We start from the raw sequence: 24,504 nt of genomic DNA, 5'->3' as shown, positions 1-24,504 counted from the left end.
CGTCCTGCCATGTCGATCAGTGTCCCTTCTCGGCCCTCATCAGGCCAAACGGGACTCTAATACCAGATGGTCTCATTCATTGGGAGCAGCCCAGGACTGTTCGACCTGCCGGATTCACCGACCGCCGTAGTCGACATGGATGATTGGCCCCTCGTCTGGTCATGGGGGCTTGGTCTCTAGCCAGTTTCGAATTGTTGCGAGTTCTCGGTACCCAATCCACGCGAACCAGGCCCCCACTTGCGCGCGTCAGCGTTAGGTCTTCGCCGAGTCTGGCGACTGCTTCTAAGCAGACCAATTCCCGCACTTTGCGACTGCGCCGGCGTTATCCGAAGCCCCGCAGCCTGGACATCGCTACCAGAAGCCTTGGGGCGCTGACTGATAACTCCGTCGTTGTGGATAGAGCGTGTTCGACCATGCAGACGATGGCATCGCGAGATGCTCAAGCTCGGAGCGGACCTCGACTTACGCGGATATCTGTAATCCGGTCATCCACATCATAAGATCCTGCATCACTTCAACATTCGACTTTCCGCTGCCAGATACTGCCAGGTCGTTGAGATTCAGCGTAACTACCCGAGATTTTCGCGGATTCAGCAGTGTCACGGCCCCTAATGTCACCCCCGAACCGTACAGCATTGCCGAATATGTCAAGACCTGCCGGAAATCCTTGCTACGAAAAGGCCTTGCAACGGCCTTGATCTCAATTAGCTCAGACCCGGAAAGGACATCGGCCACAGCCGAATCAACTATCCCGCAACCCGGAATCGAAGGACTGAATTCGACTCCCTTTTTCCAATGAGTGTACTTGATGATTTCGACAGAAAGTTTATGAGCCTCATCCCACTCGGCTTCAGTCAACGCAGCGTGAGCCATCTCAGACCGGGGAAGCCGGGTAACGAACTCCCGCGCTTGCCGCTCTATTTCAGCTTGATCCAGCGCGGCGCTCAGCGTATCATTCTTAGCCATGAGAAAGGCTACTTCTGAGATAATAGAATGCCGCCCGGGATCGGACTGACCACGCACCGGATTCCCGAGCGATCGATAATTCTCATTCGCCCATCTAGATACTTCATCTAGCGTCGGCGCAACACGCTCCCAGATAGAGTTCTGGCGCGCGAAAATACCTACCGAAATCACACCGGAACCTCCCATGTATTTTCCTGCACCTTTTTAGACGCCCAGTCCCGCACAACAAGCTCTAATGTTCCCTCGCCGGGTACGTTCGCCCGCCTCCAATGCTTCCCCTCATCACCGAGAGTGTACGACGCAACCCAGAAGGCACGCCTCACCCACGGGTGCGCAGAAGCAATATAGTTCTTTTGGTCACTAAGCCAGTAACTTGTCCGCCAGCGCGCCAGCGTAAGAACTATGTCTCGCTGGATAATAGGCGCTGGCCCGCCCCTGAACCCATGCGATGCATTGAACAGGTTTATTAAAAGCTGCTCATTCTCGAACGACTTCTTTCCAGCCAAAGTCCTGATCATATACGCAAGGTTTAGGTCAACCCTGGAAATGAAATGAGAGTCTTCAATCATTTCCCTCAGGCGATGTGTGACCTCTTCTGAAAAATCGTCGTCCCCTACCTGATCAATGGCCCCCCGGAGGGCAACCATTACCTGCGGCGTCACCGGCACGAGCGTCTCAAGGTTCTCCAATAGCGATAGTGCCGCTTGACGTCTCGGTATGTCATCTAGGTAGCTGAGAGAGGCAACCAGTCGGCGTGTGAGTGCAGTGTGGATGCGGCCTTTATCCATTTCAGCTCGAAGAAGCGCGAGGATGTCAAACTCCTCAATTTGATTCTTAAGGTTTTCGTAGTCCTCATCGGCTGTCGCGGAGTATGGATCATAGTGCAAATGTAGCCCAAGGAAGCGGGCAGCACTACCACGGACAGCAGCTGGCGGATCCAGCGTGGAGAGGTACTCCGTTGAAGTCATAATTCGCGTCTTGCTCTTCTGTAGCGAAAGACCTTCGTTGCGAAGAAGCTTCTCAGACAGGAATCCAATGGCGCTGTAGGCAGATTCCATGTCGGGGACAAAAAACCTATAATCGTCCGCATATCGGCAGAACGTTCGTGTGGCCGGTTCTGCCAGCAAGAGCCGATCCACCCGGTTCAGGACCAGCTCAGCCATAATTCTTGCTGCCGGTCCACCAACCGGCAGTCCATAAGATGTATTGTTCGAAAGCTTGCTTAGGATCTCCATTATTTGGCGGGTTATCCCGCCATCGATATCCACGTCCCGCAAGGCGTTTTCGAGCCGGTGATGATATATTCGAGAGTAGAAATCGGCGATGTCGGCAGCGATCACATAACCCGTTCCGCCCGCAAGCTCCCTTGTCTTATCCTGAAACTGTTTCCAGCTTTCCTGGGCGAACAACCCCTCACCCGGTGTCGACCGATATCGGTAGGAGAAGACGTTCTCTCTTAGCTCAGGCACCCGAGCTGACTCGATCTGGTCAGATATGCTCAATACGAGCGCGAGAAGATAAGCGTTCCACATAGGATCAATCTGAGTTGCCCATCGAAACCCTGCGTACCCCACAGGCGCCAGAGTCGAATAACTGTCTATTACCTCGTTCTTTATTCGAGTGTCGAATGTCCGCTCAACTTGCGACAACAGCGCCGATACTTCTGACGGCAAGTCGTGCATGACATGATTCTCGAATGGTAGTGGAAAGACATCCGTGTCTCCCCAGTGCGCGACGTTATGGACTGCCCGCTCGATAGCCGCCGAATCCAGAAGAGGCACTTATCTATCCCCTATTTTACTTACTAGTGACCAGGTCGAAGATCATACTTCAGCTGGCGATCCTCAGTACACCGGCTTGCGCACCGTTGATTATCTTCCAAGATCACCGACTGTCCACGTCCATCGGGTTGCCGACGGGCTCCGTTACACCAACAGCCGGGGTTCTGCCGTGAAATAGGCTTCAAGCACAGACCTCGCAGTCCGTTTCGAACCACACCGGACGTATCCGGGCTAGGCCAGGAATGCGTCAGCACCGATGCCTCTTCCAAGGCGCCTCCCAGACACGCGGGTGAATGGACCGACAAGCAACAATTCAGAACCGGTGCGAGATGGCTCGGCACCGAGAGCACGGCGGCTATCGTGCGCACCATCCTGGATTCAGGGTTCCGGCCTCCGCATCTGCACGACCTGTCCGCCCAACTGTTAGTCATCACCGCGCAGACAGGTGACGAATGGCGCAGTACGTGCGATCTGGCCGAGGAGCACGTACTGCCGTTGCTGCGTCAGCACAACATTCGTACCGTCGAGGTCGCGCGCGCCGGGCCGCGCCGCGAGGACGGGATTCACGTCCTGCAGGACACCCGCCAACCGACAGTGCTGCACCCGCATTCGGAGAAAATCTTCGCGCTCAGCACCGAGCACCGCGACAACGGCGTGATGCCCACTCTGAACAGCCGCAGCTGTTCGGAGAAAGCGAAGGGCTGGCCGCTGGATACATGGCGGGCCGGCGAACTCGGCGATCGACCGTACTTCCACGCGATCGGCTACAACGTTGATTTATGTCGCCGAATTGTTATGTGTCCATTGTCCATTAGAGTTCCGTTGGTCAGGGGGCCGAACCTCGGCGGGCTCGTGGAGGGTGGCATGGCATGTGTCAGAGGCACAGCTGCCGGTATGCCGTTCCTGGTGGCGCGTACTGCTTCCACTGGTCATGGGTGAAAGTGCCTCTACCTTGTTGCAGAGGACCGCGACAGGATGAACCTGACATCCCACAACCTCACCCGTCACCGCCGCTGGTGGCCAAGGTGGGTGCCGTTCGGCGCGAAACATATCGACCATGCCGGTGAGCGGGTCGCTACTCCCACAACCGAACACATAGAGATCAGGCTGTGGCCGCTTTGGGCTCATCCCCCTGAGAGTCGCTCATTTGCCGCGACACGGTGGCGTCGTGTCCACGCCAACGGGAAGCGTGTCCCGTTCGGTCTGGGTGTAGTCGCGGTCGCTGATCGCGCAGAGTCGTCGCATCATATCCGAGCGGTCGAGGTTGATCGTGACGAGGCCGCTCTGCCTCAACACATACAGTGTTTCGCCGACGAGCTTTGCGGGCCCTTCCAGACCGCTTCCGGGCAACTTGATGGCGAACAGCCGGGTGCTGCGAGCATAGTCCCAGACCTCGACGGAATCACCCATACGGCTCACGGCAAGGAGCAGACCGGACGGAGTCATCCGGACCGTATCGCCATGTGGCATCGGTTGCGGGGCTTGCGAGATGGTACCGCTTTCCAGGTTCAGCAGCGCGGTCCTTCCGCTCTTGGTCACGGTGTAGATCGTTGAGGCGTTCAGGAAAGATGATTGCTGGGGGAGATCGTACGGTTCGAAGTGCATCGAATGAATTACGTGGCCATCGTGAACATGTCGGACGACAAGCTCGTCGGGGGTGACCATCACGAACTCGTTTGGGTGGTCCGGTACCGGAAATGCCTTCGCATATCTTGCGACCGCTTGAATCTCTGTGTCGTTGCGCCACATCGGCAACGCTGTACCGATCTGTTGGCTGTCGTCGAGCCGCCACCGGGTCAGTAGGCCGGCGTACAGGAATCCGATCTCGTTGCCGTCCGACTGGATGATCGAGGCATGGCTCTCCCAGTCGTTTCGTGGCTCAAGCTCGTGTGGGATCGGCAGTGAGAACCGCCCGACGATTCGTAGCTCCGGCAACGCGTAGATCGTCACGTCGCCGTGTATTCCGGCGATGACGAGTAACCGGCCGTCGCGGGTGACACGACTGTCATCGACCGCGTAAGGTCCGCGTTCTACCGTCGTATTCACGACTTCCCGCTGTTCGGGCCAGAGCTCGATCACATGTAGACGCTCTGGCTCAGGCCAGTTCCTCTCGACTACCACGACGACTCGTGGATCGCGGCCCCAAACGACTTCGCCCCCTGATTGGTTGAATTCGTACGGGTTCGCGATTGGAGCCGCAGGAGCGAAGGTGATCAGGTCACTCCCGGTTAGGGCTGTAATCTGCGGCCCGCGGTCGGTAGGCCGCATCAGTGTATTCAGGCGGTCAATATAGCGCGTTTCGTGTCTGTAGTACTTGCCTGTCTTCAGGTCGAGGACGTTGATCAGGTCTAGTGAATCACCATCGATACCATTCTTCATGATCAGATACCTGCTGGACAGGTCGAAGCTCTCCCTGAAATTGCATGGAGCATATTTTGGGAGATCCCACTGGAAGCGTTTTGCACCGGTTTTTCCGTCCCACACAATCCGCTTGCCGTCCACGCAGTCGACGATCGTGCCGTCGCGGCTCAGCGAGCCCGACGGCAGCTCACGCAGGATCCTGCCCGACGCGGTATCGCGGACTACGCGGCGAGTACTCCCCACCGCTGGGCGTTCAGCAAACCAGATCGAGGTTCCATCAGGATCGATGTACTGCGGGTATTGATCGACGCTGTCGTCAGGTGGGGTGACCGTGACCCGCTGCGGCTCGGTCGGAGACAGGTCATAGAGCTCAAGCAGGTCGGGATCACCGATAGGCCTCGTCTGAGTAAGTGCCGGTTCTGGTTCGCGGGCGCGGTGCTGGTCGAAGGAGAGCGCAAGCCAGCGTCCGTCCTCGGACATGGCCATCTTGGTAGCTCCCGGCATCGCGTCGGGTTGGGCGGAGCGGACAGTCTTCGGTCCGGTCCGATTCCGTAGGTTCCAGACCACGACGTTGCCATTCGTGGTGATCGCTGCAAACGTTGCACCGTTTGCGCTGAGACCCATATCCTCGACTTTGGAGGTTGCCGGCGGCAGCCGCCAGATGAGTCGTGGGTTGGAATCGAGATCGGCCCAGATAGTGGTGTCGTGGTCACCTTCGGTGATCGCGACGAGGGATCCGTCTGCGTTCGCGTGGGCCAGTCTCGGCTGGCTCCACGGCACCGGTTTTCGGGAGACCTCCGAAATGGTCCGGACCTGTTGATACAACAGTGCCGCCTGGACCTCCGGGTCGTCGGGTGCGTATCGACCGGCTGCCTGAGCGAACTGCAGCGCCGCGCCCGCGTCGGTGTCGGCAACGCGCATTGATTCCCTGGCCAGGATCCGCCCCGTCTGCAGCCGCAGCTGCGCGGCTCGTTCCTGGCTGGCGCGTAGCGCGATGATTGTGGTGGCGGTCAGGGCGACGACCAGCAGGATCAGGACGCTGAGTAGGGCTCGGCGTCGGCGGGTGCGGGCGTGTTGGGCGCGGGTGGCGGCGGTGAGGAATTGTTTGTCGGTGTCGCTGAGTGGGGCGTACCGTGCCGGGTTGTCCGTGACGCGGGCGGCGGTCATGGTGGCGGAGTCCAGGATGCTGCCGGAGTAGAGGTAGGAAGGGTCACGGGAGTGGCGGGCCCATTCGGTGGCAGCGGTGTGCAGGCGAGCGCAGATCGCGCGGTCGGCGCGGGTTTCGGCCAGCCACGTGTCGCGCAGCAGCGGCCAGGCTGTGAGCAGCGCTTCGTGGCTGATCTCGACGGTGTCCGCGCCCAAGGTGAGCAGACGCTCGGCGGCGAACGCCTCAAGCACGGCGTCGATGTCTTTGGTGTCGGTGCCAGTAGGGGTGAGCTCGTGGCGGTGTATGCGGTCGGCGGTGTCGGCGCCGTCGCTGCCGGGGACGGTGAGTCGGGTGAAGATCTGCCGCGCCACCGTCTGCTGGGACGGGGTGAGTCCGTCGTAGGCGCGTTGCGCGCTGTCGGCGACGGCGCGTTCGATACCGCCGGTGCGTTCGTAGTCGGTGACGGTTAGGGTGTCGCCGGCGCGGATGCGCCATGCCTGGTCCAGGGCGTGTGAAAGCAGCGGCAGCACCCCGGCGCTCGACAGCGTCGCCGAGGTCGCGGTCGAAGCCGGATCGTATGTGCGGGTGCGGATTTCGCGGATCAGCTGCTCGGTGAGGTCGTCGTCGACGCGGTGTCCGGCTTGCTTGGCCGGTTCGGTGATCGCCGACCGCAGCTGTCGTTCGGTCATCGCGGTGACCAGGTAGCGGTTCTGGATCGCCTCGCCCAGATGCTCGTAGTCCGCGCAACGGGCCTCGAAATCGGCGCGCACCACCAGCACCACCAATGCCGCAGGAACGTCGGAGTGGGTGTGGTCGACCGTCGCAGCGGCGTGGAGGGCGTTCACGAACGCCTTGCGGTCGGCCGGGTCAGGGCATTGGGTGAATACTTGCTCGAACTGATCGATGACGAGCAGCAGTCGCTTGTGATCCCCATCTGCTGGCGACCCCGCTGGTGTCTGTGCGGCCTGGGATGCGGTGAGCACGAACGCGGCGGGATCGGCGCGCAGCTCTCGCCGCACCGTGGCAGCGTCTAGCCCGGCCAACTGCGCGGTTCCCAGCGCGAGCCTGTCGAGCGGGGTGTGCCCGGGGGTGAGCACCAGGCGCGGCCATGTGTGCGCCTGCGGTGCCCCGGCCAGGCCCCCGCCGCGGATGCGTGGCAGGACCCCTGCGCGCAGCAACGAGGACTTGCCCGCGCCCGACACCCCGGACACCATCAGAATCGACGGTTGCCGCGCGCAGTGTGAGAGTCGCTGCAGCACAGCGGCGATGGCGGCGTCACGGCCGAAGAAGAGCCCCGCATCGCATTCGGTGAACGACCCCAATCCGCGGTAGGGCGATTCGACGTCTCCGCGGACATCGATCAGCGGCGACGGCGCGACAGCATCAGTCCACGTCCCGCGATAGTTATAGATGTACAGCGTATTGAAATTGCCGACCGCCACACCCTGCGCACCACGTAGGTCCATTGTTGGCTGGGCGCCGGCCACCGCGTTGGTGGACTCGTGACCGACATCGTCTACGTCCACACCGCCCCAAACGACCCCGCACCCCGCTCATCGAGATGCAGTACTCGACCGATTAGGCCAGCCCCCACCGTGGCAGCCCGGCACCACCGGACCGGTGGGCGTGTGCTGGGCATCGGTGCCGTCACCGGAAGGTGTTGTGCTGGGTAGTGTGGTCACCGATCTGAACACCCTGGGCGTGGCTCAGATCGATCCGGCTGCCGGCCCGCTCGACGCGGTCGGACGGTAGCCGCGCCAGCAACTCGGCTGCGGCGGACAGTAGTTCGGAGTCGTCGACCAGACGGCGACGCGTCAGTGCCGCTTCGATCTCGGCGACATTGCTACCGGGTGCTGCCTCGTTGGCTTCGATCGCCGCAGTGGTTTCGGAATCGGCGCCACCGCGGAAGATACGGTCGCGCACCGCCGTGTACCCGTCACGGACCACTGCGGACGCAGCGTCCCTGCCCCCAGTTGCGGCTCCCGCGATCAAAGCGGTGACGATGATGGTCAATGGATCCATAGTCGGTCCCTCCCAGACACGTTGAGCGCCAAGGCTACAAGCCGAGACCTTCGGGTGCGACTTCACAGCCGGATTGCACCCAGAATCGGGCACAGCGACGAAACCCGGCCCGAGGCAGCCGAACACGACCGGCGCGCCTCATCGTCGACAACACCCGCACGCCGACCGAGGTCAGTGGCTGTCGTTGATCGTTCGCTGTTGGCGGTGTAGGGATAGATCCGGAATGTGCCCGGCGCCGGAGAGGGCGGTATACAGTCGCGTGTTTTCGATCGTGAGTCGGCGGATGTGCTCCTCGTAGAGGTCCAGGTGTAATCGCAGTTGCTGGTTTTGCTCCCGTAATCGGGTGTTTCGTTCTCGCAGTTCGTCGTTGGGTGAGGCGTGGTGCAGGCGCAGTGACGGTGCTGCGGCTTCGGCTGCGTCGGCGAGGAAACGTTGCACGAGGGCGGGATGGTTACGGTAGAGCGTGGGCCGGGTTATGCCCGCGTGTTGAGCCAGCGCGGTCACGGTGGCGCGGACTCCGGTTTCGCGAGCGCGAGCCAGGACCTCGGCGGCTGCGGCCTGAACCTGCGATTGCGTCGGTGCGGTCATTGGTCGCCTCGGGGTTCGTCGCCGTTGTCGATGAGTCGCCGGATCTGGTCGCGGCGAGCTCGCAGCCGCGCGGTGACGTAGGGGGTGAGGATGTCGGTGTCGAGTTCTCGGTCGATGTCACGCAGGTGCTCGTGCCAGGCGGTGGCGTTGTCGGCTGTGATCGCGGCGTTGCGACATGCCAGCGGACGGCAGTCACCCATGGTCGGGTTGGTGTTGTTTCCGTTGTGGCACAACGCTTTGTCCGGGTTGTGGATGCAGGTGACGTAGCGTCCGGGGTGGACGTGTGGATCGTGCTGGGCGATCAACTTCGCGAATTGACGGCGGTCGCGTGGCACTATGCCCTGGAATCGGATGTGGCGATCGTATTCGACCAACCGGCGGCGTCCCTCGTCGGCTGCGGGGCCGGTCAGGTGCTCGTGTTCGTGACGTTCGACCATCATCGCGAGGTCTTCACCTCGGGCCAGGGCCTGTTCGGCCTCGACTTCGGCGCGGAATCCGGAGCTGGAGGTTCCCGCGTAGCCTTCGAACATTTGCACGCTGTGGTGGCGGTAGGCGATGGCGCCTGCGATGGAGCCGCCGGGGCGGCCTGCGATGAACCAGGCCAGGGTCCGTCGGAATTGGCGTGTCGTCACCCGAGCCGGATGCCCGTCGATGTCGGGGATCGCGTCGGGCAGGTTCCGCGTGGCGCAGTAGGTGTTGACCCAGGCGATGAATCCGGCGATGTCCTGGTTGGTGGCTTTGCTAGTCAGCGCCTCGTTGACGAAGACGCGTCCGCCGCGCCGTCGGTTGGGGTGTTGGCCAGTGGACAGCGGCGCGAACAGCCAGGGCTGGTCGGCGGGGTGGAGTTGCTCGAGAATTCCGATCGCCTGGGCCACAGGGGTTCCGACGACCCAGGTCGCCTCGACGCCCTCGGCCGTGGCTTCACCCTTGAACGCTCTGCTGGTCACCTGGTGGCGGGTCAACCGTCCGCTGCTGTCGGAGGTTGTGGTCAAGCAGCCGCGTCGCAGGTGTTTGACCTCGCTGTCTCGCATTCCCGACAGGTAGGCGATCACGATGTAGCACGCGGTGCTCAGGCGCTGTTCGTAGGCGGCGTAGTCCGCATACCCCATGCGGTGCAGCCATGGTTGCCCAGCGATCACCGCAGTCATCGGCGACCATAGATAGGAGTCGTCGTCGACGCCGACCTGTTGCGCGGCCGCGTCGATCAAGGCGAGGTTTCTGATGCACTTGAGGCTGCTGCGGGTGGCGTCGACCTCCCGCGCCAGGTGCGAGTGGTTGACACCGACTGGGCCGCCGGGCAGCGGCCGCTTCTCGCGCAGGTATCGGTCGAGCACGGTCACCAGCAGCGGAGTGGCCGTCTTGCTGCCAGCGGGGCGACGTTGCTCGCGTCGTGTCCAGTGGCGAGCGAACAACTGCGCCCATTCCGTTCTGGCGGCGAGGATGTCGCCGGACAGTTCTTGGACATACCGCAGCGCCCACCCCAGCAGCGGACCGAGAACGGGTTCACTGATGCGGTCGGTGGTGTTCTCGCCCCGGCCGCCCCGGACCTCCTCGATGCCGTCCAACACGGTCGCCGGGTCGAACCGCAGCGCGTCGGTGAGCCGGCAGCGGTAGGTCCACAGATCGGCCGCGCTGCTGCGCACGGTGCCACGCCAGCTCCTCGATTTGCCTTCGTGGACAAGATGTTTGAGCACCGCCGCGATATCGTCGGGCACGACCTCGGCCAAGCTTCGGCGGCCGCGCTCGTGCAGCCGGGTGAACAGAACCTTGAACGCGCTGAATTCCGTCCGGATCGAAGCGATGCTCCTTGGGCGTTCTCCCTCGGGCAGATCACCAGTGAGTTGGCAATAGAACAGTTGCTTGGCCGTGGCGAGAAACGACGGCGGCAGGGTGGTGAAGTCCAATACCCACGATGGCTGTTGTTTCTGCAACACCGCGCGTGACAGGTCCCATCGGTCCTCGCTGTAACGTGACGTACCTGCCAGATCGGCGCCCTGCCGCAGCGGTCGTTGGCCCAGCACAAGGGCGTTGGGGTCGATCCGGTCGACGGCGTTGGTGATTGGGATCGCGGTGGTCATCGAATATCTTTCGGTCCTTCCAGCAGATCCAGCAGCCGCGCGCTGCGTCCATCGCTGCATGATCGAGCGTCGTTGAGTTGGTTTGGCGTGAAGGCGGGCAGGATGTCCTCGGTGATCGACAGCCACACCTGCCCGTATCGGCGCCACCAGTCCTCGGCGGTGCTGTCGTTCCATCGGCGCTCCAACTCGGCGAGTAGATCGAGCAGGCCGGGCAGGTGCTCTGCGGTCACCGCAGCATTCCGACATGCGAAACAGGCCAGAAACGACGCTCGACATACACCGTCGTTGAACGGGCTGTCGTCGATCGCGCGACATGACGCGAACACCGTCGATGTCACGGCACCTGCGGCGGCATCGGCGTCGGTGCCGAGCACCGGGACTGGGCCGTTGTTCCCGGCGATGATTCGCCGATGCGCTTCGCGGGCAGCGGTTTCCGCATCGCCGATCGCCTCGGTGATCACCTGCTGCGCCCAGTCGCGGACCTCGGGGTCGCCAGCGAGGTAGCTGGAGAACAATACGTCCTGGGTGTTGGTGCGCACCGCTGAGGGCAGGTGCCCGCCTGCTGCGCGGGTGACGCGTCGCTCGACTGTGGTCTTGACCCGGTTCATGGTCAGCACCAGCGGTTTTCCGTTCTCGGTCAATCCGTGGCGGCGCGCCCACCGACTCAGGTACATGCTCCGGGTCAGAGACTTCGCGAAGGGATCCACATGCCCGCCGTGGTCGCGGAGTCCGTCGCCGACGGTGCCGTTCAACCACACCGACCACACAGTGCGCGATCCGCTGAACCGACGTGACCGCGCCGTGAGTCCCATCAGCAGCAGGTAGAACCCGCCCGGGGTGTGCAGGGCTCGGTTGTCGTCGCCGATCTCCCAGGCGACGTCGGCAAACCAGTGTCCTGCACCGCGGCGGCGCTTGATGATCTCGAGTTGCACAGCGCGATCGTCGAGCAGCCGGTGCGCTGCGGGCAGCTCTTTGATTGTTTCACCGTTGCGGCCGGTCAGCCCGACTCCGAGCAGCACCAGCGGTGCCAGGTCAGCGCTGACAAGGAACAGCCGTGCCGCGTAGTCGCGTCGTGCTCGCGGGTTCGGTGAGCCGTTGGGGAACCGCAACAGCGGCACTTCACCGGTCGCGGCGAGTTGCGCCAACTCCCCGGCCTCGCGCTGTTGTGCCTCGGTAAGCGTCCCCGGCTTCCCCGCCCGAGTCAGGAGTTGCTCGCCCGCGCGGATGCGGGCGCGAATGGCCGCAATATCCGACCGTGCGGCGCGCATGATCGCATGAAAGACCTCGTCGGAGTATCCAGGCACTCCATGCCGATCGGGCGCCGTCGCGAGCTGCACAACCCGCAGATATGACCGCGTATCGGGCTGAAGACGTTGTTCGGGGATCTCCATCAGCACTCGGCAGATCCGACGCATTTCGGCCAGCACTGCGACTTCGGTGGTGGTCTCCAACTTCGCTGATCGGTACCGCTTCAAGTGCGAGACGGTGATATCGGCAATCGTCGACGGCGGTGTCGTCAGGGCGGCGAGAAAACTCGTGAACCGCTTGACCGCCACCCACGCGTTGTTCGCACTGGCCAACGTGTGCAGCGTGCCGGTATGACCGACCCGGATGGCATACGCCGCCGCGAGGTCCGCCCGCATTCCCGGCACCGGCACTTCGGTGAAGTCGTAGGTCCTGCGTCTGTTGTCGCGGCCGACGAATTCCACCACCAAGCGGTCCCCGGCCACCATGACCGGCGGGGCGGGGTCGTAGACGGATGCGGGCTGGCGCGAGGGACGGCCCCGGCGCGTACCGGCCGCACCACCGCGCCCGCCAGCTGTCTCGCTCACGGCGCCTGCTCCTCGCCCTCGGCTTCCCGCGAACCGGCCGCACCATGGACGAGCGTCTCGGTGGTGAGGTCGGCCGGACGCAGCAAACGCGGGTCCTCCCATGCGTCGCCGACCAGCGCCATCCTTGTTTCCATCTCCAATTCGGCCAGGGTGTGCAGGTACTTTTGAGTGGTCTCCACGGACCGATGCCCGAGTCGACGCCGTACCCAGTCCAGCGGATCACCGAACACCATCCGGTAGTGACGACGCTGCTGGGGATCCATCGACGCCAAGGCGTCGAGGTGCCCGCGCTGCAAGTGCTCTAAAGTGGTCACGGCGAAGCTATGACGCAACATGTGCGGATGGCAATACACCGCTAAACCCTGCCCGGCACAACGCTCACTTCCCCTGCGGAACACCGACTTCCACGCCGAGAGGCTCAACGGTGTGCCATCCTCCCCCAGCCACAACGCCGCCGGCTCCAACCCGTCCGGCGTGAACCGCAGCAGCCGGACTCGTTGGGCTGGATTCAACCGCTCGACCCCGACCCACCGACCACCGAAGCGCACCGCGGCTCGCTCCGGATGGTCGATGATCAGCGGATCGACGACATACTCGTAACGACCAGCCGCCCGCGCCGCCGTGACCGCCGCCGCCCGGTCGATCTCAACGTAGGACCACACATCGCGCAGCACGCTGTCCGGGAAGTAAATGTTGCGGGCCGATCCGAATTTGGCAATCGCCGCGGGCAGCCATTGCCGGTGGTAACCGTGGAAGCCGTCCCGGCTCGGCAGCTCAAGCACCGTCAGGCTCGACTGCTCCTCCAGCCGCAACCCGGTACGGATCATGATGTCCGCATATGCGGAGTTGCGGCCCCCTCGTGCCCCCCGAAACGACGAATCCGGCATACCGTCCCGCCCGTATCCGAGCAACCCCACATCCCGCCATGCCCGATACGCCCGCGGCGTCAACCACTCCACCCGATCCCGACGCACATCCGGACGACGCTCAGCTGCCGTTTCCAGCTCGCCCGATCCTCTTCCATTCGCTCGAGTTCGACTGCGCCGCTGCACTATCGGCGATCTCGCCACATGCCCGGCCCGAACCGCCCACCGATAGAACGTATTCACCGACGACACCTCACGTTCCCACGTCGATGCCGCCACCAGCGGCCCTGCCTCATCACGACAGCGCCACAACTCGAACACACGCCGGTCCTCAGCGTCGGCATCACGCCACGTCCGAGGACGCCCCACTCCACCCCCACCATCAACGCAAGGACGGTGAAACCACAGGAATTCGAGAAAACGAGCGAGATCCCGAGCCACCGCATCGTGGGTGTGCCGCGACGCTGCCGCCATCCGCAACGACAGGAAATACCCGTTCAGCACTACGTCGTAGCTACCATCAGGCGCCACCAGGAATGGTGTCCCGTCCGGAATCGACTCAGTGTCAAGCCAATCCGCAATCGGCCCCAACTCCACCAGTAACGGTCGCGGCTCCGTCGGACATCGACGAGCTCGACGCGTGAACCGAACCTGCCACCCACTGATCTGCACCGCGGGAAGCTATCAACGCGGACACCGTCCGCGCATACATACGTCGAGGAGGAACGTCGCATACACACCGATTCCTCGGTCACTCTCGGCGGGCGACGCCACACGATCTATCCGTTGCACGCTGCGGGCTGGACACGGCAGGACTGCTCGGACTATCTCATGGACATATTCGGGGTGGAGTGGGGCAAATCCTGTTGCCGCCAATGCTGCTATGTGTCCAAGCGAAGCTGGCCGGCGCAGCTCGACCGTTTCCGCGCCGCCCCACAGGAAAGCTACCGGCACGTCGTGGACGAGTACGTCAGTCTCGCCCTCAACCGCAACACGCCGTTGTTCGGCAGAGCTGGCAGCCTCACCGACCGGCTCGCCGCCGACGACGCGACACCTGTGCTGCAGCTGGCCGACCGGCACATGGAAACCATTCAGTGGGCGTTGTATCGGGTACGGCGGGTGTATTTCGAACGCGCGACCGCGTGGCGGTCGATCGACATCATCCGCCGCGGAACACGCACCGACACGCGCACGTTGCTCGATGACCTTTCCACCCACCTGCGGGTTGTATCGACCACCGACAGGGCGCACACCCGGCTGTGGCTGGAAGAGCACGACCCCGCCGACGCCTACCCACATACCGCCAACCGCCACCGTCCACGCCAAACAAAGGAACGGGTTCGAAACCCATTGGGCCGCACGCGTTCCCGACAGGATACGCGCACTCGACCTCGACGCCACCGACTACCTCGACACTACAGCCACCCACACCCCGCACACCGAACTCATCCCCGCCTGACCGCGCAAGCCGAGGCGTGAGTTACACGCGAACTTCGTTGTGACCGGAAGATCGGCGCTCATACATCCCGCCCCAACCCCTACCTCAGCTGGCTCTGACTGCCCGCCACGACCGAACGCCGAATAATCCATCAGCGCCTCAGCCAACAACCAAATCCTTTCTCTACTAACGCAATCCCGTCACGGTCGCTTCCGGCCCACGCGCGACCACACCCCCATCACAGGCCGCTGGGGCTCGACGTCCGCAACTTTCAGGAGCCTATTCCGTGGACACCCCTACCGTCCCGCACTACCACCTGTGCAAATCCGAGCCCGGCGATTTCGAGGTCACGCTGTTCGACTCCGCCGACCTCGCCCTGGACCATCTTGCCCACCAGCTACTTTCACTCGCCGACGCACACACCGACAACCCGGGCAGCGCCCAACCACGACTGCTCGCCGACTTTTACTGCACCTGCGACACCATCGCCTCTCTGATCTTCACGGCCACGAAAGCCACTCTTGAGGAGGCCGCCGACCTCACCGAAGACATCCTCATCGGCGGACACCGCCTGACGTACACCATCAGCAAATGCGCCGACAACGCCTGCGCTCACTGGTGGCAGCGCCGATACGAGCGTGTGCGGAGCGACATCACCGAGCAGGGGCCGGCATACATCCTCACTGACACCGCCGCGAAGGTCATCGCCCGCCACTGGTTCAGCGACGGCTCTGGTGTCTCAGCACTACTGCCAGAAAGCGACCGTGTGTGCTCGAGCCTCGCCTTCTGGGCGCACAGCCCACCGGGCGTCCTCGCCATCGATCCACGATTCGTCATCCGCGATGCGACCCGCCTGCATGATGCGCTCAACCGCGGCCGAGATCCCTGGGCTGGACAGGCCGACATCGCTGCCGTCGATGTCCTGCTCGACTACCTCCTCCGGCGAGCCGGACACCGGCATTAGCCGTTAAGTGCTGTCAATTCCTTCGATCCGAAAGATCATAGCGACACAGTCATGTTCATATCAGACCAAACCATCACCGAGACAACTGAAGTCGATATACACGGTGCCGCGGTTCTCATCGCATCAGGACCCGTCACCGGGCTGATCGCCCTGGGCTACAACTACTACGAGTATCCACGCGGCTCCGAAGGGGCCTGGTACCTGCGAATCCAACTCGCACCACATCTGCCCGCCGAGCACCACTCCAGCCAAGCCTTAACCGCGGCCGTCACCGTCGACGGCGTTGAGGATCTCGGGTCCTTCTCCTACCTCTGGCTCGCCCCACACCCCGATCCAACACCGGTCGGTGACAACCTGAATGCGGGTGAAACGCCTAGAGCACGAGACGGATCCGCATCACCTCGTCCCGACAGTCGATCGCGGGCCGATGTCACCAACGCTATAGCAGGCTTGCACCGTGTCGTGCTCGAGCAATGGCACACCCCGCAACGACTGCAGGCCGCCAAGATCGCCTTTGCCCAATCCCGCATCGACCGACCCGCGCAAGCGCAGGAAGCCGGATCCACCTCCGCCGAGCCCGAACGCACCCGACGGCACAGTCGGGTCGCCTCGCGGAGGGACCAACAACCATGACCGAACATGCAGCCCCGCAACACGAGAGCGCCCCGACCTGAGAGGTATGGCTGCACCACCGATCAGGTTCTGCTTCTTGGTTGTCGTCATCTTGGTCGAGCAGTGCTACCGCCGCGACGGCATGCCGTCAGATGTAGTGCGCCGGCTGAGGGTCTGGGGCCATCACGCGCGACGGCGGAACGGTTCGCGTTATCGATCGCTTACACCGTCCGGCTCCGTCTCACCGCACCGTACGGCCCCGCCCATCAAATCATGACCGACATCGGCATTCTCCGCCGCAACGATCCCGAAGGGAACCACGCTGAATCGAGCCAAGCGGATCTGGCACATCGAAGAACGGTTCGGATACTTCTACTCCACCAATCAATTCGGTGGATTCACCCGGCACAACACGCAGGAGATGGCCGTCGCAGCAATCGAGCAAGGCATCGCCGACCACGGCGATCAGTGGCGGGACCAGCAGAACTGACGCCGGGCGTGGCCGACTCTACGGCTGCAGCTCCTGGCGAGCCACCACAAACCCAATCCCGGCCACACAGACCTCGGAGATCGATATGACCACGAACCAACCCGCGAGAGACCAACACGGTCGAGTCCACCAGCCGAGGGATCGGTCCTCGCCGACCTCACCCCATCGAAACCGGGCACTAACCCGCGGGGCCGGGAATCGCGAAACAATGCGCCCAGCCCCAGCATCACTGAACCGAAAGGGACAACGATCTGTGACCACTACGCACACTGACCAACCCGCAGCCGCATCACATCTGTTCGAGGGTGTCCGGGCACTTCCTCTCACGGTGTACCGGCCCACCGTCTATCCCGAACACACAGCACGCTGGCGTCCCGGTGTAAGCCTGCACCATGCGCAGCTGTTCCTCGTGGGACTGTTCGACACCCGCAGCGGCACCTCTACCTTCCACACACCAGCACAGTGGCCGCACGTCCCACTCCTCGCCGCGCGATCCGCGGCCGTCGCGATCGTGGTGCGAGAGCGCACTACCTGCGCAATGCCCGACGTCTGCCTCGAGCCGGTAGCAATCGAACCCACGGGCATAAACCGGTTTGGCCGCCCTCGCTTCGCAGGCCACTACGCCGGCACCGACAAACGCGAGTTCTCTGATGCACTCGAGACAATGCTCGGGATTCGGCTGACAGGGCCGATTCCCATCCGTGAACAACTCCTCGCCGACAGCACCGACCTAATTCCCGCCCTCTGAGATTTGCCTCCAAGCAGCACAACCAGTACCTGATCGCACCCACGTAGGAGCAAGCGATCACGGATCTCGTCACACACCCGCGCCACGGCGCAGCTTCGATTTCGACAACCGCCGCACTGACAGAACGATTCACATCACTCACGGCGACAGCTTCCGGCTCTGCGTCAGCCCCAACGTAGGGACAAACCCAGCAGGACAGGACGAAGTTGGTCGTCTGCATCGCAACTCTCAGGACGATGTGGATCGCCTTCGCCGTGGTCACCCGCCCCGCGCGTGCCGAAGCTCGCTCAGTTCATCGCACGCTGCACACCGCACTGTGCCAGCTTCACAATCCGTCACGATCGTCGCGCGCGGCCGCGGTCGAGATCTGCTCGGCTCAGTGAGACCCAGGCGTCCTACCCGAGCCCCGCCCTATTCGCGCGATTGATAGACGGTCAGCGACCAAACACTTCCTCCGGCCAGGAGGACATCCGTTCGGGCGCGGAACCGGAAACGGCAGTAGGCGAATCGACTCATCGGGCGCCCCAGCATTCCGCAATTGCGAGGGCGTATACGCGCTGACGGCCGCTGGAGTCCCAGCTCACCGACTCTCGGTATTTCCCTGCTGGATCCCGCGTGACTTCAAAGCCGCGGACGTTTCTCACCTATCCCATCGAAAGGAGTCTCAACCGGCATGACCATCGCCACCATCGCACCACTCGAAGTCGAGGACCTCGACTTCGATGACGCTACCCACATCGCGCCCGCCCTCGAAGACAGCCACCCTGATCTCGAGCCAGCCGGGCGGACGTTCTACATCAACCCCGACCTCCTGGTTCGTGCTCCCAACAGGCCGGAGAAGCCCCGGTCGGACGATTTCAATCTCGATATCGCCGAGAACGGCAATTATGTCCCGATCGTCGTCTCGTGGCGCCGCTCGGACAACCGGTTCGAGGTCGAAGACGGGTGGCACCGGACACTCGCACTGCGCGACGCCAAACGTCGCGCCTGGATCGCGGTCCTGCCCCCTGATCTGACCGAGGACCAGAAGCAGAAGGTCATCGATCGCGTCGGCCGCCAGTTCTCCACTGGCAAATTCCGGTTCGATCAGACCGAGGCTGACCGTCTGTGCGCCGCGGCGATGCTCTTCGATGTCAACGTCAGCCAGACCACAGTCCGAAAGCGGCTGGGCATGACCAAGCAGGAGGTCAAGGCCGCTAAGGTCATTGCCAAATCCCCGGCGGCAACGGCGGCGGTCAATGCCCACCAGCTCAACATCCTTCATGCAGGCATGGCAGAAGAACGCTTCGGTCATGATCCGGACGCGATGCGGGCGCTCATCGACGCAGAACAGCGTGGCGAATTCGAGCATCTCTTCGCGGAGCTGGTCGAGGAGCAGGAGCTGCTCGCCGCGCAACAGCAAGCTGAAATCGAGGCGGCCGCAACCGCCGAGCGGCTCGAAGTTGCTTACAACCATGCCGTGGAGGACTTCACAGGCCGAGGCTTCACAGTGCTCGCCGACGAGCCCGACTTCGACGACCCCGGCTACCGCCCGTTGGGCACACTCGTCACTGCGGACGGGGTCGCGCCAACCGAGCAGGACGTCATCGAACACCCTGAGCGATTCGCGGTAGTCCTGATCCAGCACATCACGCATGCGGAAACGGGTGAGCTCATCGACCCCGCTGATGTCGATGAGCACACCGGGATCTATCCCGACGCAGACCCCGATGTCGGCTGCTTCCACGTTCGCGACGTCATCAAGCACGAGAAGTACCTTCCTCGGTACCTCTGCATCGACCTGGACGCAGCTGGCCTGAGTTCCATCGTCGAACCCGACGACGACCAGTCTGGTGACAATGTCGGGCGCTCGATCAACTCGAACTCCGAGTCCATCGAAGCCCGCTCAGCACGTGAGGAGAAGGAGGCCGCCGACGCCCGTGCGAAAGCCGCTGCAAACGATCGGACCAAGAAGCTCAACGTCAAATCACGCTCCACCACCAAGGTTCGGCGTTCTGAAGTGATCAAGAAGTGGTTCACCGAGCGCAAGACCATCGACCCCGGGATGCTCGAGTTGATCGGCATGGTCAACGACCACCCCGAGCTACTCAACAGGTTCGCCGCCGCGGAACTCGTCAAAGAATTCGGCAAACAGGTTCCCGCCACACCGAGTAGCGACGGAGTCAAGGCACGCGACAACCACGGCGGACTCCGAGCAGCGCTGCGGGCGGTCGCTGCTGTCGAGGCCGACATCGTACCCAACCTCAAGACCGAGGCAGCCACTTGGCGTCGGCGCCGAAATCCCTTATGGGCTGCGTACTTCCGGCTACTGGAGACCTCTCTGGACTACAAACCGCAGCCCTACGAGAAGATCCTGACCGGGGAGCTCACCCCCGATCAGGTCCTCGCCGGACTCACCGAGGCACCCGCCCCCAAGGCCGTCGAAGAGATCGACTCCGTTGATGCGGATGACCCTGAGGCCGATTCCGGCGTGGAATCGCTGCAAGACAGGCCAGAATCGACCGAAACTCTAGAGGAGAGTGAGCCCGAGAGCCCGATGAGCCCCGACGTGGGAGACTCGGATTTCGACACCACGGAGTTCGCCATCGGTGACAACGACTCCGATGCTACCGAGTTCGCATCCGCAGAATTCGAACACGCCGCATAGTCACCGCGAATCACCACACGAGCAATCGAATCATGGTGCACGCGATCACCGCTGATTGTCTCGCGCTTCGGCCTGCCCCTGCTTCAGGGGCGAGCCGAAGTGGTGCTAGCCCATTAGCCACTCGCCCCGTCCTGGAAACAACCCGCTCATGGAAGCCATGAGACCAGCGCGCGGTTCGAGGGTGCTGGCACCAGCAAGAGCCGTGATCAGTGCCGTCAGCCGTCGAACTCATTATCCGACAATCCACCATACGCCAGGACAATCACACGTCACGGCCATGAGGAAGCTGAAAATGTCCCGCTACAAGCCATCACTCGCTCCCAGCGCCGTCATCGCCGCCGTTCCCGCCCTGCTCGGATTGGTTCCAGAGCATCAGGTCGTGGTGCTGATCATGTTCAAGACGATCCCTACCGAGGCCCGCGCCCAGTTCGCTGTACTCGAGCTGGGTATCGCGTCATTTCTTAATGCGCCACAACACCTGCCGGCACAACCGATCGGGCAGCTCTGCCGTGTGTTCGAACCCACGACTGTTTCGCTGTCGTGGTCGATCGCAATGCCACACCGAAGACCACTGGTCAATGCGACCGCCGGCACCAATTGCTGATCGAGGAAGTAGACATGGTGCTTAGGCGCTGCCACCTGAGCATCGATGGGGCGTGGGCTGTCACCACCATTGAGCAGCACCGCCGTGGTGGAGTCTGACCTGCAGCCTCGAATCAGGTGCCGTCGCAAACCTCGCCCATACCGCACAGCGGCTCGAGAACGAGGTCATCGGACTTCCCGAGGCCCGGTTATCCCCCACCGAAGCCGCCGAACACATTGCTACCGACGGTGCACTGCACGACCAGGTGCAGCCGCACTTGGCTGAAATCGCAGACCACTGTCGATGACAGACCACCTCGCCCGCCAACTCCTCGACACTCCCGACGCAGCAGCGTTTCATCGCGCTCAGATCGACACGGTCTATGCCCACCTCGCTGATGTCGCATCGGGTGCTACTCCTATGGCAGCTGCGATCGCGGAAATTGCTGTGGCGCTTCGATATCGACCGGTACGAGACATCCTGCAGGCGACCATCACCGGCGACGCTGGCACTGCGGCCCAGTCGCTTTGGGCATTGTTGACTCGTGCGCTCAGCGCTGGCGATCGCGCGACGGCCACCACGCTGCTGGCCTACACCAGCTATATCCCGGAAGGCGGGGGACCACTCGCCGATGCCACAACCGTGGCCGCGCTGCAAGCCAACCCCTCCGGGCAATACGCGCGGCTTCTGCAGGCATGCATGGAGAACCTCGTCGCCCCGCATCTTGCGGACGAAACCGTCACCAAAACGGCCAACCGAGCCAAAAACACCCTCGAATTAATCGAAAACCGGACGGAGTGACCCGGATATGAGTGACACCTTCGACTACGGCCCGCTCGACACCTACAAAATCACCTGGTCCGATGGCCGAATCACCTACCTGCAAGCCCACCAGATAACGGTTCCCCATCCTGTATCCACATCCATCTTTCCGGGCCGGAACAAGGGCAGGTGGACAATCCATTCACAAATCCAGGGCCGTTGGACACTGATCCTGACCGTGCCGGACAAAGACATCAGATCCGTCCGCAACATGACACACACCGACGACAACGCAGTAGGACAATACTGACGCATCAATCACGACGGACATCAACCAACTTGTCGCACAAGTCCACTGCGGACCGCAGCGGCGCGCGCCTCCATCATCGTGCACTTCCCTCGAATCACCAACCGCTGCAGAGAATGTCAGGAGGTCTCATGCCAATAGACGTCTCCGCGTTCCTGCACATCAATCCTGCCGTTGTCCTGGCATCGCTACCGCGCCCGGCGGCGACGTGATCAGGGGAGCAGCCAGGTCCCCAGCCGGGCCTCGGCCAAAGTCGAGCAGACCCTCAGCACGTCCTTCGCCGCATTATCGCGGCGACGTGGCTGGCATCGACCGCGGCGTCCGATCCACGCGGCTCATGCGCGCCGCGCTCGGCGCCGCGGCCCGCGGCCATCACATCTTTCCGCTGTGGCCTCGCACCAAACGTCCAGCGGTGACCAAGGATTGGGAACTCAATGCCACAAACGATCCTGCGCGAATCCGACACATCTGGCAGCAACTGCCGTACAACATCGGAATCGCTTGTGGGCCAAGCGGGCTCTATGTACTTGACCTCGATGACTCACGCGGAGAACCAGCTCCCGCGCGATGGGCCGGGCTAACTCACGGACGGGAGGTCCTCGATCACGTGGCACGCGAGGCCGGACAACCATTTCCCGGCGACACCTACACTGTCGGAACACCGTCGGGCGGCTTGCACCTCTATTACAGCGCACCCGCGGCACCTGAACTACCCAACACCGTCGCAGGCCTCGGCTGGCACATCGACACCCGTGGCAGCGGCGGCTACGTAGTTGGCGCCGGGTCGGTTCTGACGAATGGCTTCTACACCGTCCTGGACGGTCGCCGACCCGAACCAATACCGGAATGGCTGATCACCGCGTTGACCCCGCCACCGGCGCCGCCTCCCGGCCCGCCGGTGGAACTAACACTTCTGCAAGCCAACGCCTACGTAAGCAAAGCAGTCCACTCCCAGACCACTCGAATCCGGAATGCGCCGGTCAGCCAACGCCATTACACCCTGCTATCGGCCGCCAATGCTCTTGGCCGTCTCGTCGGAGCCCAGATGCTGACCCATAACGATGCTTACGCCATGCTCTACGACGCGGCCCGACAGCATATCGGCGTTGCGAACTTCACCGACCTCGAGGCCAACCGAACAATCACCGATGGCCTGCGTCACGGTGCGACTCGCCCCCAACTCGTGAATCTCCGGCACCCCTGAACAACACACGACCACACCATCGATCAACCGATCAACGGCAGGAGCCCTGCCAGCGGATCTAGTGCCGCTCCATGCGTAATCCTTTTGCGGACGGCCCGATTCCCGAACTTATGTGCTGATCCGGCACCGATCGGACTCACGTGAGCACCATGCGAATTCCTGGTCTGACCCAACTCTGAATCCATCCCGGCACCGTGTGCGGCCACACCTGCCGCGCGGAGCCTCAGCCGCACATACCCCGCACTGATCAGTGCGGGGTATGCCGCACTGATCAGTGCGGCTCGTTCACCTTCTGGCCTCCAGCTCAAACCTGCACCTGCACAGGAGAATTCATGTTCAAACTGACGCAGCCGAACGACTCCGGCACGAGCACCGCCTCGAGCACCACCGAGGTCCGCTCATGACCAACCCACTTGCCGACATCCCGTCGGCGGCTGCCGCCCCTACCTCCACTGCCCGGTACTCGATCGAGGTGTACACCTGGATCCCGCTCGTCACGCTGATCATCGTCGCCCTCGCCGTGGCGTGTGGTTTCGCAATCTTCGGTTTCGTGCGAGAACTCCGCTCCGACTACTTCGTGAAAGAGACCGGCTTGATGGCCTTCTTCGCCATCATGCTTGCCGCGGCCGTGGTGCTGGCCACCATGAAGATGATTGTCGTATGGGGGCCTTTCGACGGCGAACACCATCAATGGCGCCCGGTGCGTGGCCAAATCACCCAGATTGACGCCCTCGGTGGCCACCACGACAGCGCCACCGAATCCAAGACCTCTGAGTCGATGGTGTTCGTGGTGACCTTCACCGGCAGCGACCAGGCCTACCCATGCCGCGACGCCCGCTGCGCCGCATTGCGCGTCGGGGACGACCTCGAACTGACCTGCAAAACCACCCGCCACACCTCCGGCGCGGACGAACGCGACTGCGACTTCATCCGCGCTGTCACCGCCAATCGCAAATAGCACTCAGCCGTCCGCAACAACGTCCTCCCCTCAGGCACTCGTATGAACGTGGACCGCCGCCTCGCATGGCTTAACAGCCCACCAGGACGCGAATTTGAACGCAAGTCCAGCATCCGCACCAGGTCCTCCGAGAACAACACAACCAACTGC

General features: G+C 62.7%; 18 protein-coding genes. 10 read left to right on the top strand and 8 right to left on the bottom strand.

Going from position 1 to position 24,504, the window contains the following annotated elements; genetic code table 11:
• Positions 1–462 precede the first annotated feature (462 nt).
• Both ACFYOW_RS46305 and ACFYOW_RS46300 read right to left on the bottom strand, forming a co-directional pair.
• Positions 463–1,152 carry a hypothetical protein gene (locus ACFYOW_RS46305; RefSeq protein WP_387298018.1) on the bottom strand — a complete coding sequence of 230 codons (690 nt, stop codon included), beginning with the start codon at positions 1,150–1,152 and terminating at the stop codon, positions 463–465.
• Positions 1,134–2,648, bottom strand: coding sequence for an RNA-directed DNA polymerase (locus ACFYOW_RS46300; RefSeq protein ID WP_387298016.1), 1,515 nt, complete (start codon positions 2,646–2,648; stop codon positions 1,134–1,136). Before ACFYOW_RS46300 ends, ACFYOW_RS46305 begins: the two co-directional genes overlap by 19 nt.
• Positions 2,649–3,107: 459 nt before the next feature.
• Here ACFYOW_RS46300 and ACFYOW_RS46295 point away from each other — a divergent pair, with 459 nt between their 5' ends.
• Positions 3,108–3,686: a hypothetical protein gene (locus tag ACFYOW_RS46295; RefSeq protein ID WP_387298014.1), complete on the top strand. Its 579-nt coding sequence runs from the start codon at positions 3,108–3,110 to the stop codon at positions 3,684–3,686.
• 204 nt (positions 3,687–3,890) lie between these two features.
• Here ACFYOW_RS46295 and ACFYOW_RS46290 read toward each other — a convergent pair whose 3' ends face one another.
• The 6 genes from ACFYOW_RS46290 to ACFYOW_RS46265 all read right to left on the bottom strand — a co-directional run bounded on the left by ACFYOW_RS46290 (position 3,891) and on the right by ACFYOW_RS46265 (position 13,602).
• Entirely contained in the window at positions 3,891–7,781 is a 3,891-nt protein-coding gene (locus ACFYOW_RS46290; RefSeq protein WP_387298012.1) for a hypothetical protein, read from the bottom strand.
• Between the two features lie 121 nt (positions 7,782–7,902).
• Positions 7,903–8,277 carry a hypothetical protein gene (locus ACFYOW_RS46285; RefSeq protein WP_387298010.1) on the bottom strand — a complete coding sequence of 125 codons (375 nt, stop codon included), beginning with the start codon at positions 8,275–8,277 and terminating at the stop codon, positions 7,903–7,905.
• A 171-nt stretch (positions 8,278–8,448) separates the two neighbouring features.
• On the bottom strand, positions 8,449–8,865 hold the full coding sequence (locus ACFYOW_RS46280; RefSeq protein WP_387298008.1) for a hypothetical protein: 417 nt from the start codon (positions 8,863–8,865) through the stop codon (positions 8,449–8,451).
• Complete coding sequence (locus ACFYOW_RS46275; protein ID WP_387298006.1) at positions 8,862–10,943, bottom strand: hypothetical protein; 2,082 nt, start codon at positions 10,941–10,943, stop codon at positions 8,862–8,864. Before ACFYOW_RS46275 ends, ACFYOW_RS46280 begins: the two co-directional genes overlap by 4 nt.
• Positions 10,940–12,775 (bottom strand): hypothetical protein, encoded by a 1,836-nt coding sequence (locus ACFYOW_RS46270; RefSeq protein WP_387298004.1) that lies wholly within the window; start codon positions 12,773–12,775, stop codon positions 10,940–10,942. Before ACFYOW_RS46270 ends, ACFYOW_RS46275 begins: the two co-directional genes overlap by 4 nt.
• Positions 12,772–13,602 (bottom strand): hypothetical protein, encoded by an 831-nt coding sequence (locus ACFYOW_RS46265; RefSeq protein ID WP_387298002.1) that lies wholly within the window; start codon positions 13,600–13,602, stop codon positions 12,772–12,774. The genes ACFYOW_RS46270 and ACFYOW_RS46265 overlap by 4 nt, the downstream gene beginning before the upstream one ends.
• A 924-nt stretch (positions 13,603–14,526) precedes the next feature.
• Between ACFYOW_RS46265 and ACFYOW_RS46260 the strand changes: the two genes are divergently transcribed.
• The 9 genes from ACFYOW_RS46260 to ACFYOW_RS46220 all read left to right on the top strand — a co-directional run bounded on the left by ACFYOW_RS46260 (position 14,527) and on the right by ACFYOW_RS46220 (position 24,354).
• Positions 14,527–15,120, top strand: a complete 594-nt coding sequence (locus ACFYOW_RS46260) for a hypothetical protein (protein WP_387298000.1) — start codon at positions 14,527–14,529, stop codon at positions 15,118–15,120.
• A gap of 245 nt (positions 15,121–15,365) precedes the next feature.
• Positions 15,366–16,043, top strand: coding sequence for a hypothetical protein (locus ACFYOW_RS46255; RefSeq protein WP_387297998.1), 678 nt, complete (start codon positions 15,366–15,368; stop codon positions 16,041–16,043).
• A gap of 51 nt (positions 16,044–16,094) precedes the next feature.
• Complete coding sequence (locus ACFYOW_RS46250; protein WP_387297996.1) at positions 16,095–16,676, top strand: hypothetical protein; 582 nt, start codon at positions 16,095–16,097, stop codon at positions 16,674–16,676.
• Positions 16,677–18,566: 1,890 nt separating this feature from the next.
• Positions 18,567–20,540, top strand: coding sequence for a hypothetical protein (locus tag ACFYOW_RS46245; RefSeq protein WP_387297994.1), 1,974 nt, complete (start codon positions 18,567–18,569; stop codon positions 20,538–20,540).
• Positions 20,541–20,742: 202 nt separating this feature from the next.
• Positions 20,743–21,144: a hypothetical protein gene (locus tag ACFYOW_RS46240; RefSeq protein ID WP_387297992.1), complete on the top strand. Its 402-nt coding sequence runs from the start codon at positions 20,743–20,745 to the stop codon at positions 21,142–21,144.
• Between the two features lie 282 nt (positions 21,145–21,426).
• Positions 21,427–21,924 (top strand): DUF4192 family protein, encoded by a 498-nt coding sequence (locus ACFYOW_RS46235; RefSeq protein WP_387297989.1) that lies wholly within the window; start codon positions 21,427–21,429, stop codon positions 21,922–21,924.
• Between the two features lie 7 nt (positions 21,925–21,931).
• Positions 21,932–22,195: a hypothetical protein gene (locus tag ACFYOW_RS46230; protein WP_387297987.1), complete on the top strand. Its 264-nt coding sequence runs from the start codon at positions 21,932–21,934 to the stop codon at positions 22,193–22,195.
• 295 nt (positions 22,196–22,490) lie between these two features.
• Positions 22,491–23,396 (top strand): bifunctional DNA primase/polymerase, encoded by a 906-nt coding sequence (locus tag ACFYOW_RS46225; RefSeq protein WP_387297985.1) that lies wholly within the window; start codon positions 22,491–22,493, stop codon positions 23,394–23,396.
• A 400-nt stretch (positions 23,397–23,796) separates the two neighbouring features.
• Positions 23,797–24,354: a hypothetical protein gene (locus ACFYOW_RS46220; protein ID WP_387297983.1), complete on the top strand. Its 558-nt coding sequence runs from the start codon at positions 23,797–23,799 to the stop codon at positions 24,352–24,354.
• Positions 24,355–24,504: the final 150 nt, after the last annotated feature.

Origin of the sequence: Nocardia sp. NPDC006982, assembly GCF_042869435.1 — a bacterium.
In the GTDB taxonomy this organism is placed as follows: domain Bacteria; phylum Actinomycetota; class Actinomycetes; order Mycobacteriales; family Mycobacteriaceae; genus Nocardia.
This window is presented reverse-complemented; position numbering and strand designations above follow the sequence as displayed.

Excerpts from the sequence above, each read along its gene's own strand:
- ACFYOW_RS46305 (WP_387298018.1), bottom strand. The coding sequence starts at position 1,152 with ATGGGAGGTTCCGGTGTGATTTCGGTAGGTATTTTCGCGCGCCAGAAC.
- ACFYOW_RS46300 (WP_387298016.1), bottom strand. The coding sequence starts at position 2,648 with ATGCACGACTTGCCGTCAGAAGTATCGGCGCTGTTGTCGCAAGTTGAG.
- ACFYOW_RS46285 (WP_387298010.1), bottom strand. The coding sequence starts at position 8,277 with ATGGATCCATTGACCATCATCGTCACCGCTTTGATCGCGGGAGCCGCA.
- ACFYOW_RS46280 (WP_387298008.1), bottom strand. The coding sequence starts at position 8,865 with ATGACCGCACCGACGCAATCGCAGGTTCAGGCCGCAGCCGCCGAGGTC.
- ACFYOW_RS46275 (WP_387298006.1), bottom strand. The coding sequence starts at position 10,943 with ATGACCACCGCGATCCCAATCACCAACGCCGTCGACCGGATCGACCCC.
- ACFYOW_RS46265 (WP_387298002.1), bottom strand. The coding sequence starts at position 13,602 with ATGATCCGTACCGGGTTGCGGCTGGAGGAGCAGTCGAGCCTGACGGTG.
- ACFYOW_RS46250 (WP_387297996.1), top strand. The coding sequence starts at position 16,095 with ATGTTCATATCAGACCAAACCATCACCGAGACAACTGAAGTCGATATA.
- ACFYOW_RS46245 (WP_387297994.1), top strand. The coding sequence starts at position 18,567 with ATGACCATCGCCACCATCGCACCACTCGAAGTCGAGGACCTCGACTTC.
- ACFYOW_RS46235 (WP_387297989.1), top strand. The coding sequence starts at position 21,427 with ATGACAGACCACCTCGCCCGCCAACTCCTCGACACTCCCGACGCAGCA.
- ACFYOW_RS46230 (WP_387297987.1), top strand. The coding sequence starts at position 21,932 with ATGAGTGACACCTTCGACTACGGCCCGCTCGACACCTACAAAATCACC.
- ACFYOW_RS46220 (WP_387297983.1), top strand. The coding sequence starts at position 23,797 with ATGACCAACCCACTTGCCGACATCCCGTCGGCGGCTGCCGCCCCTACC.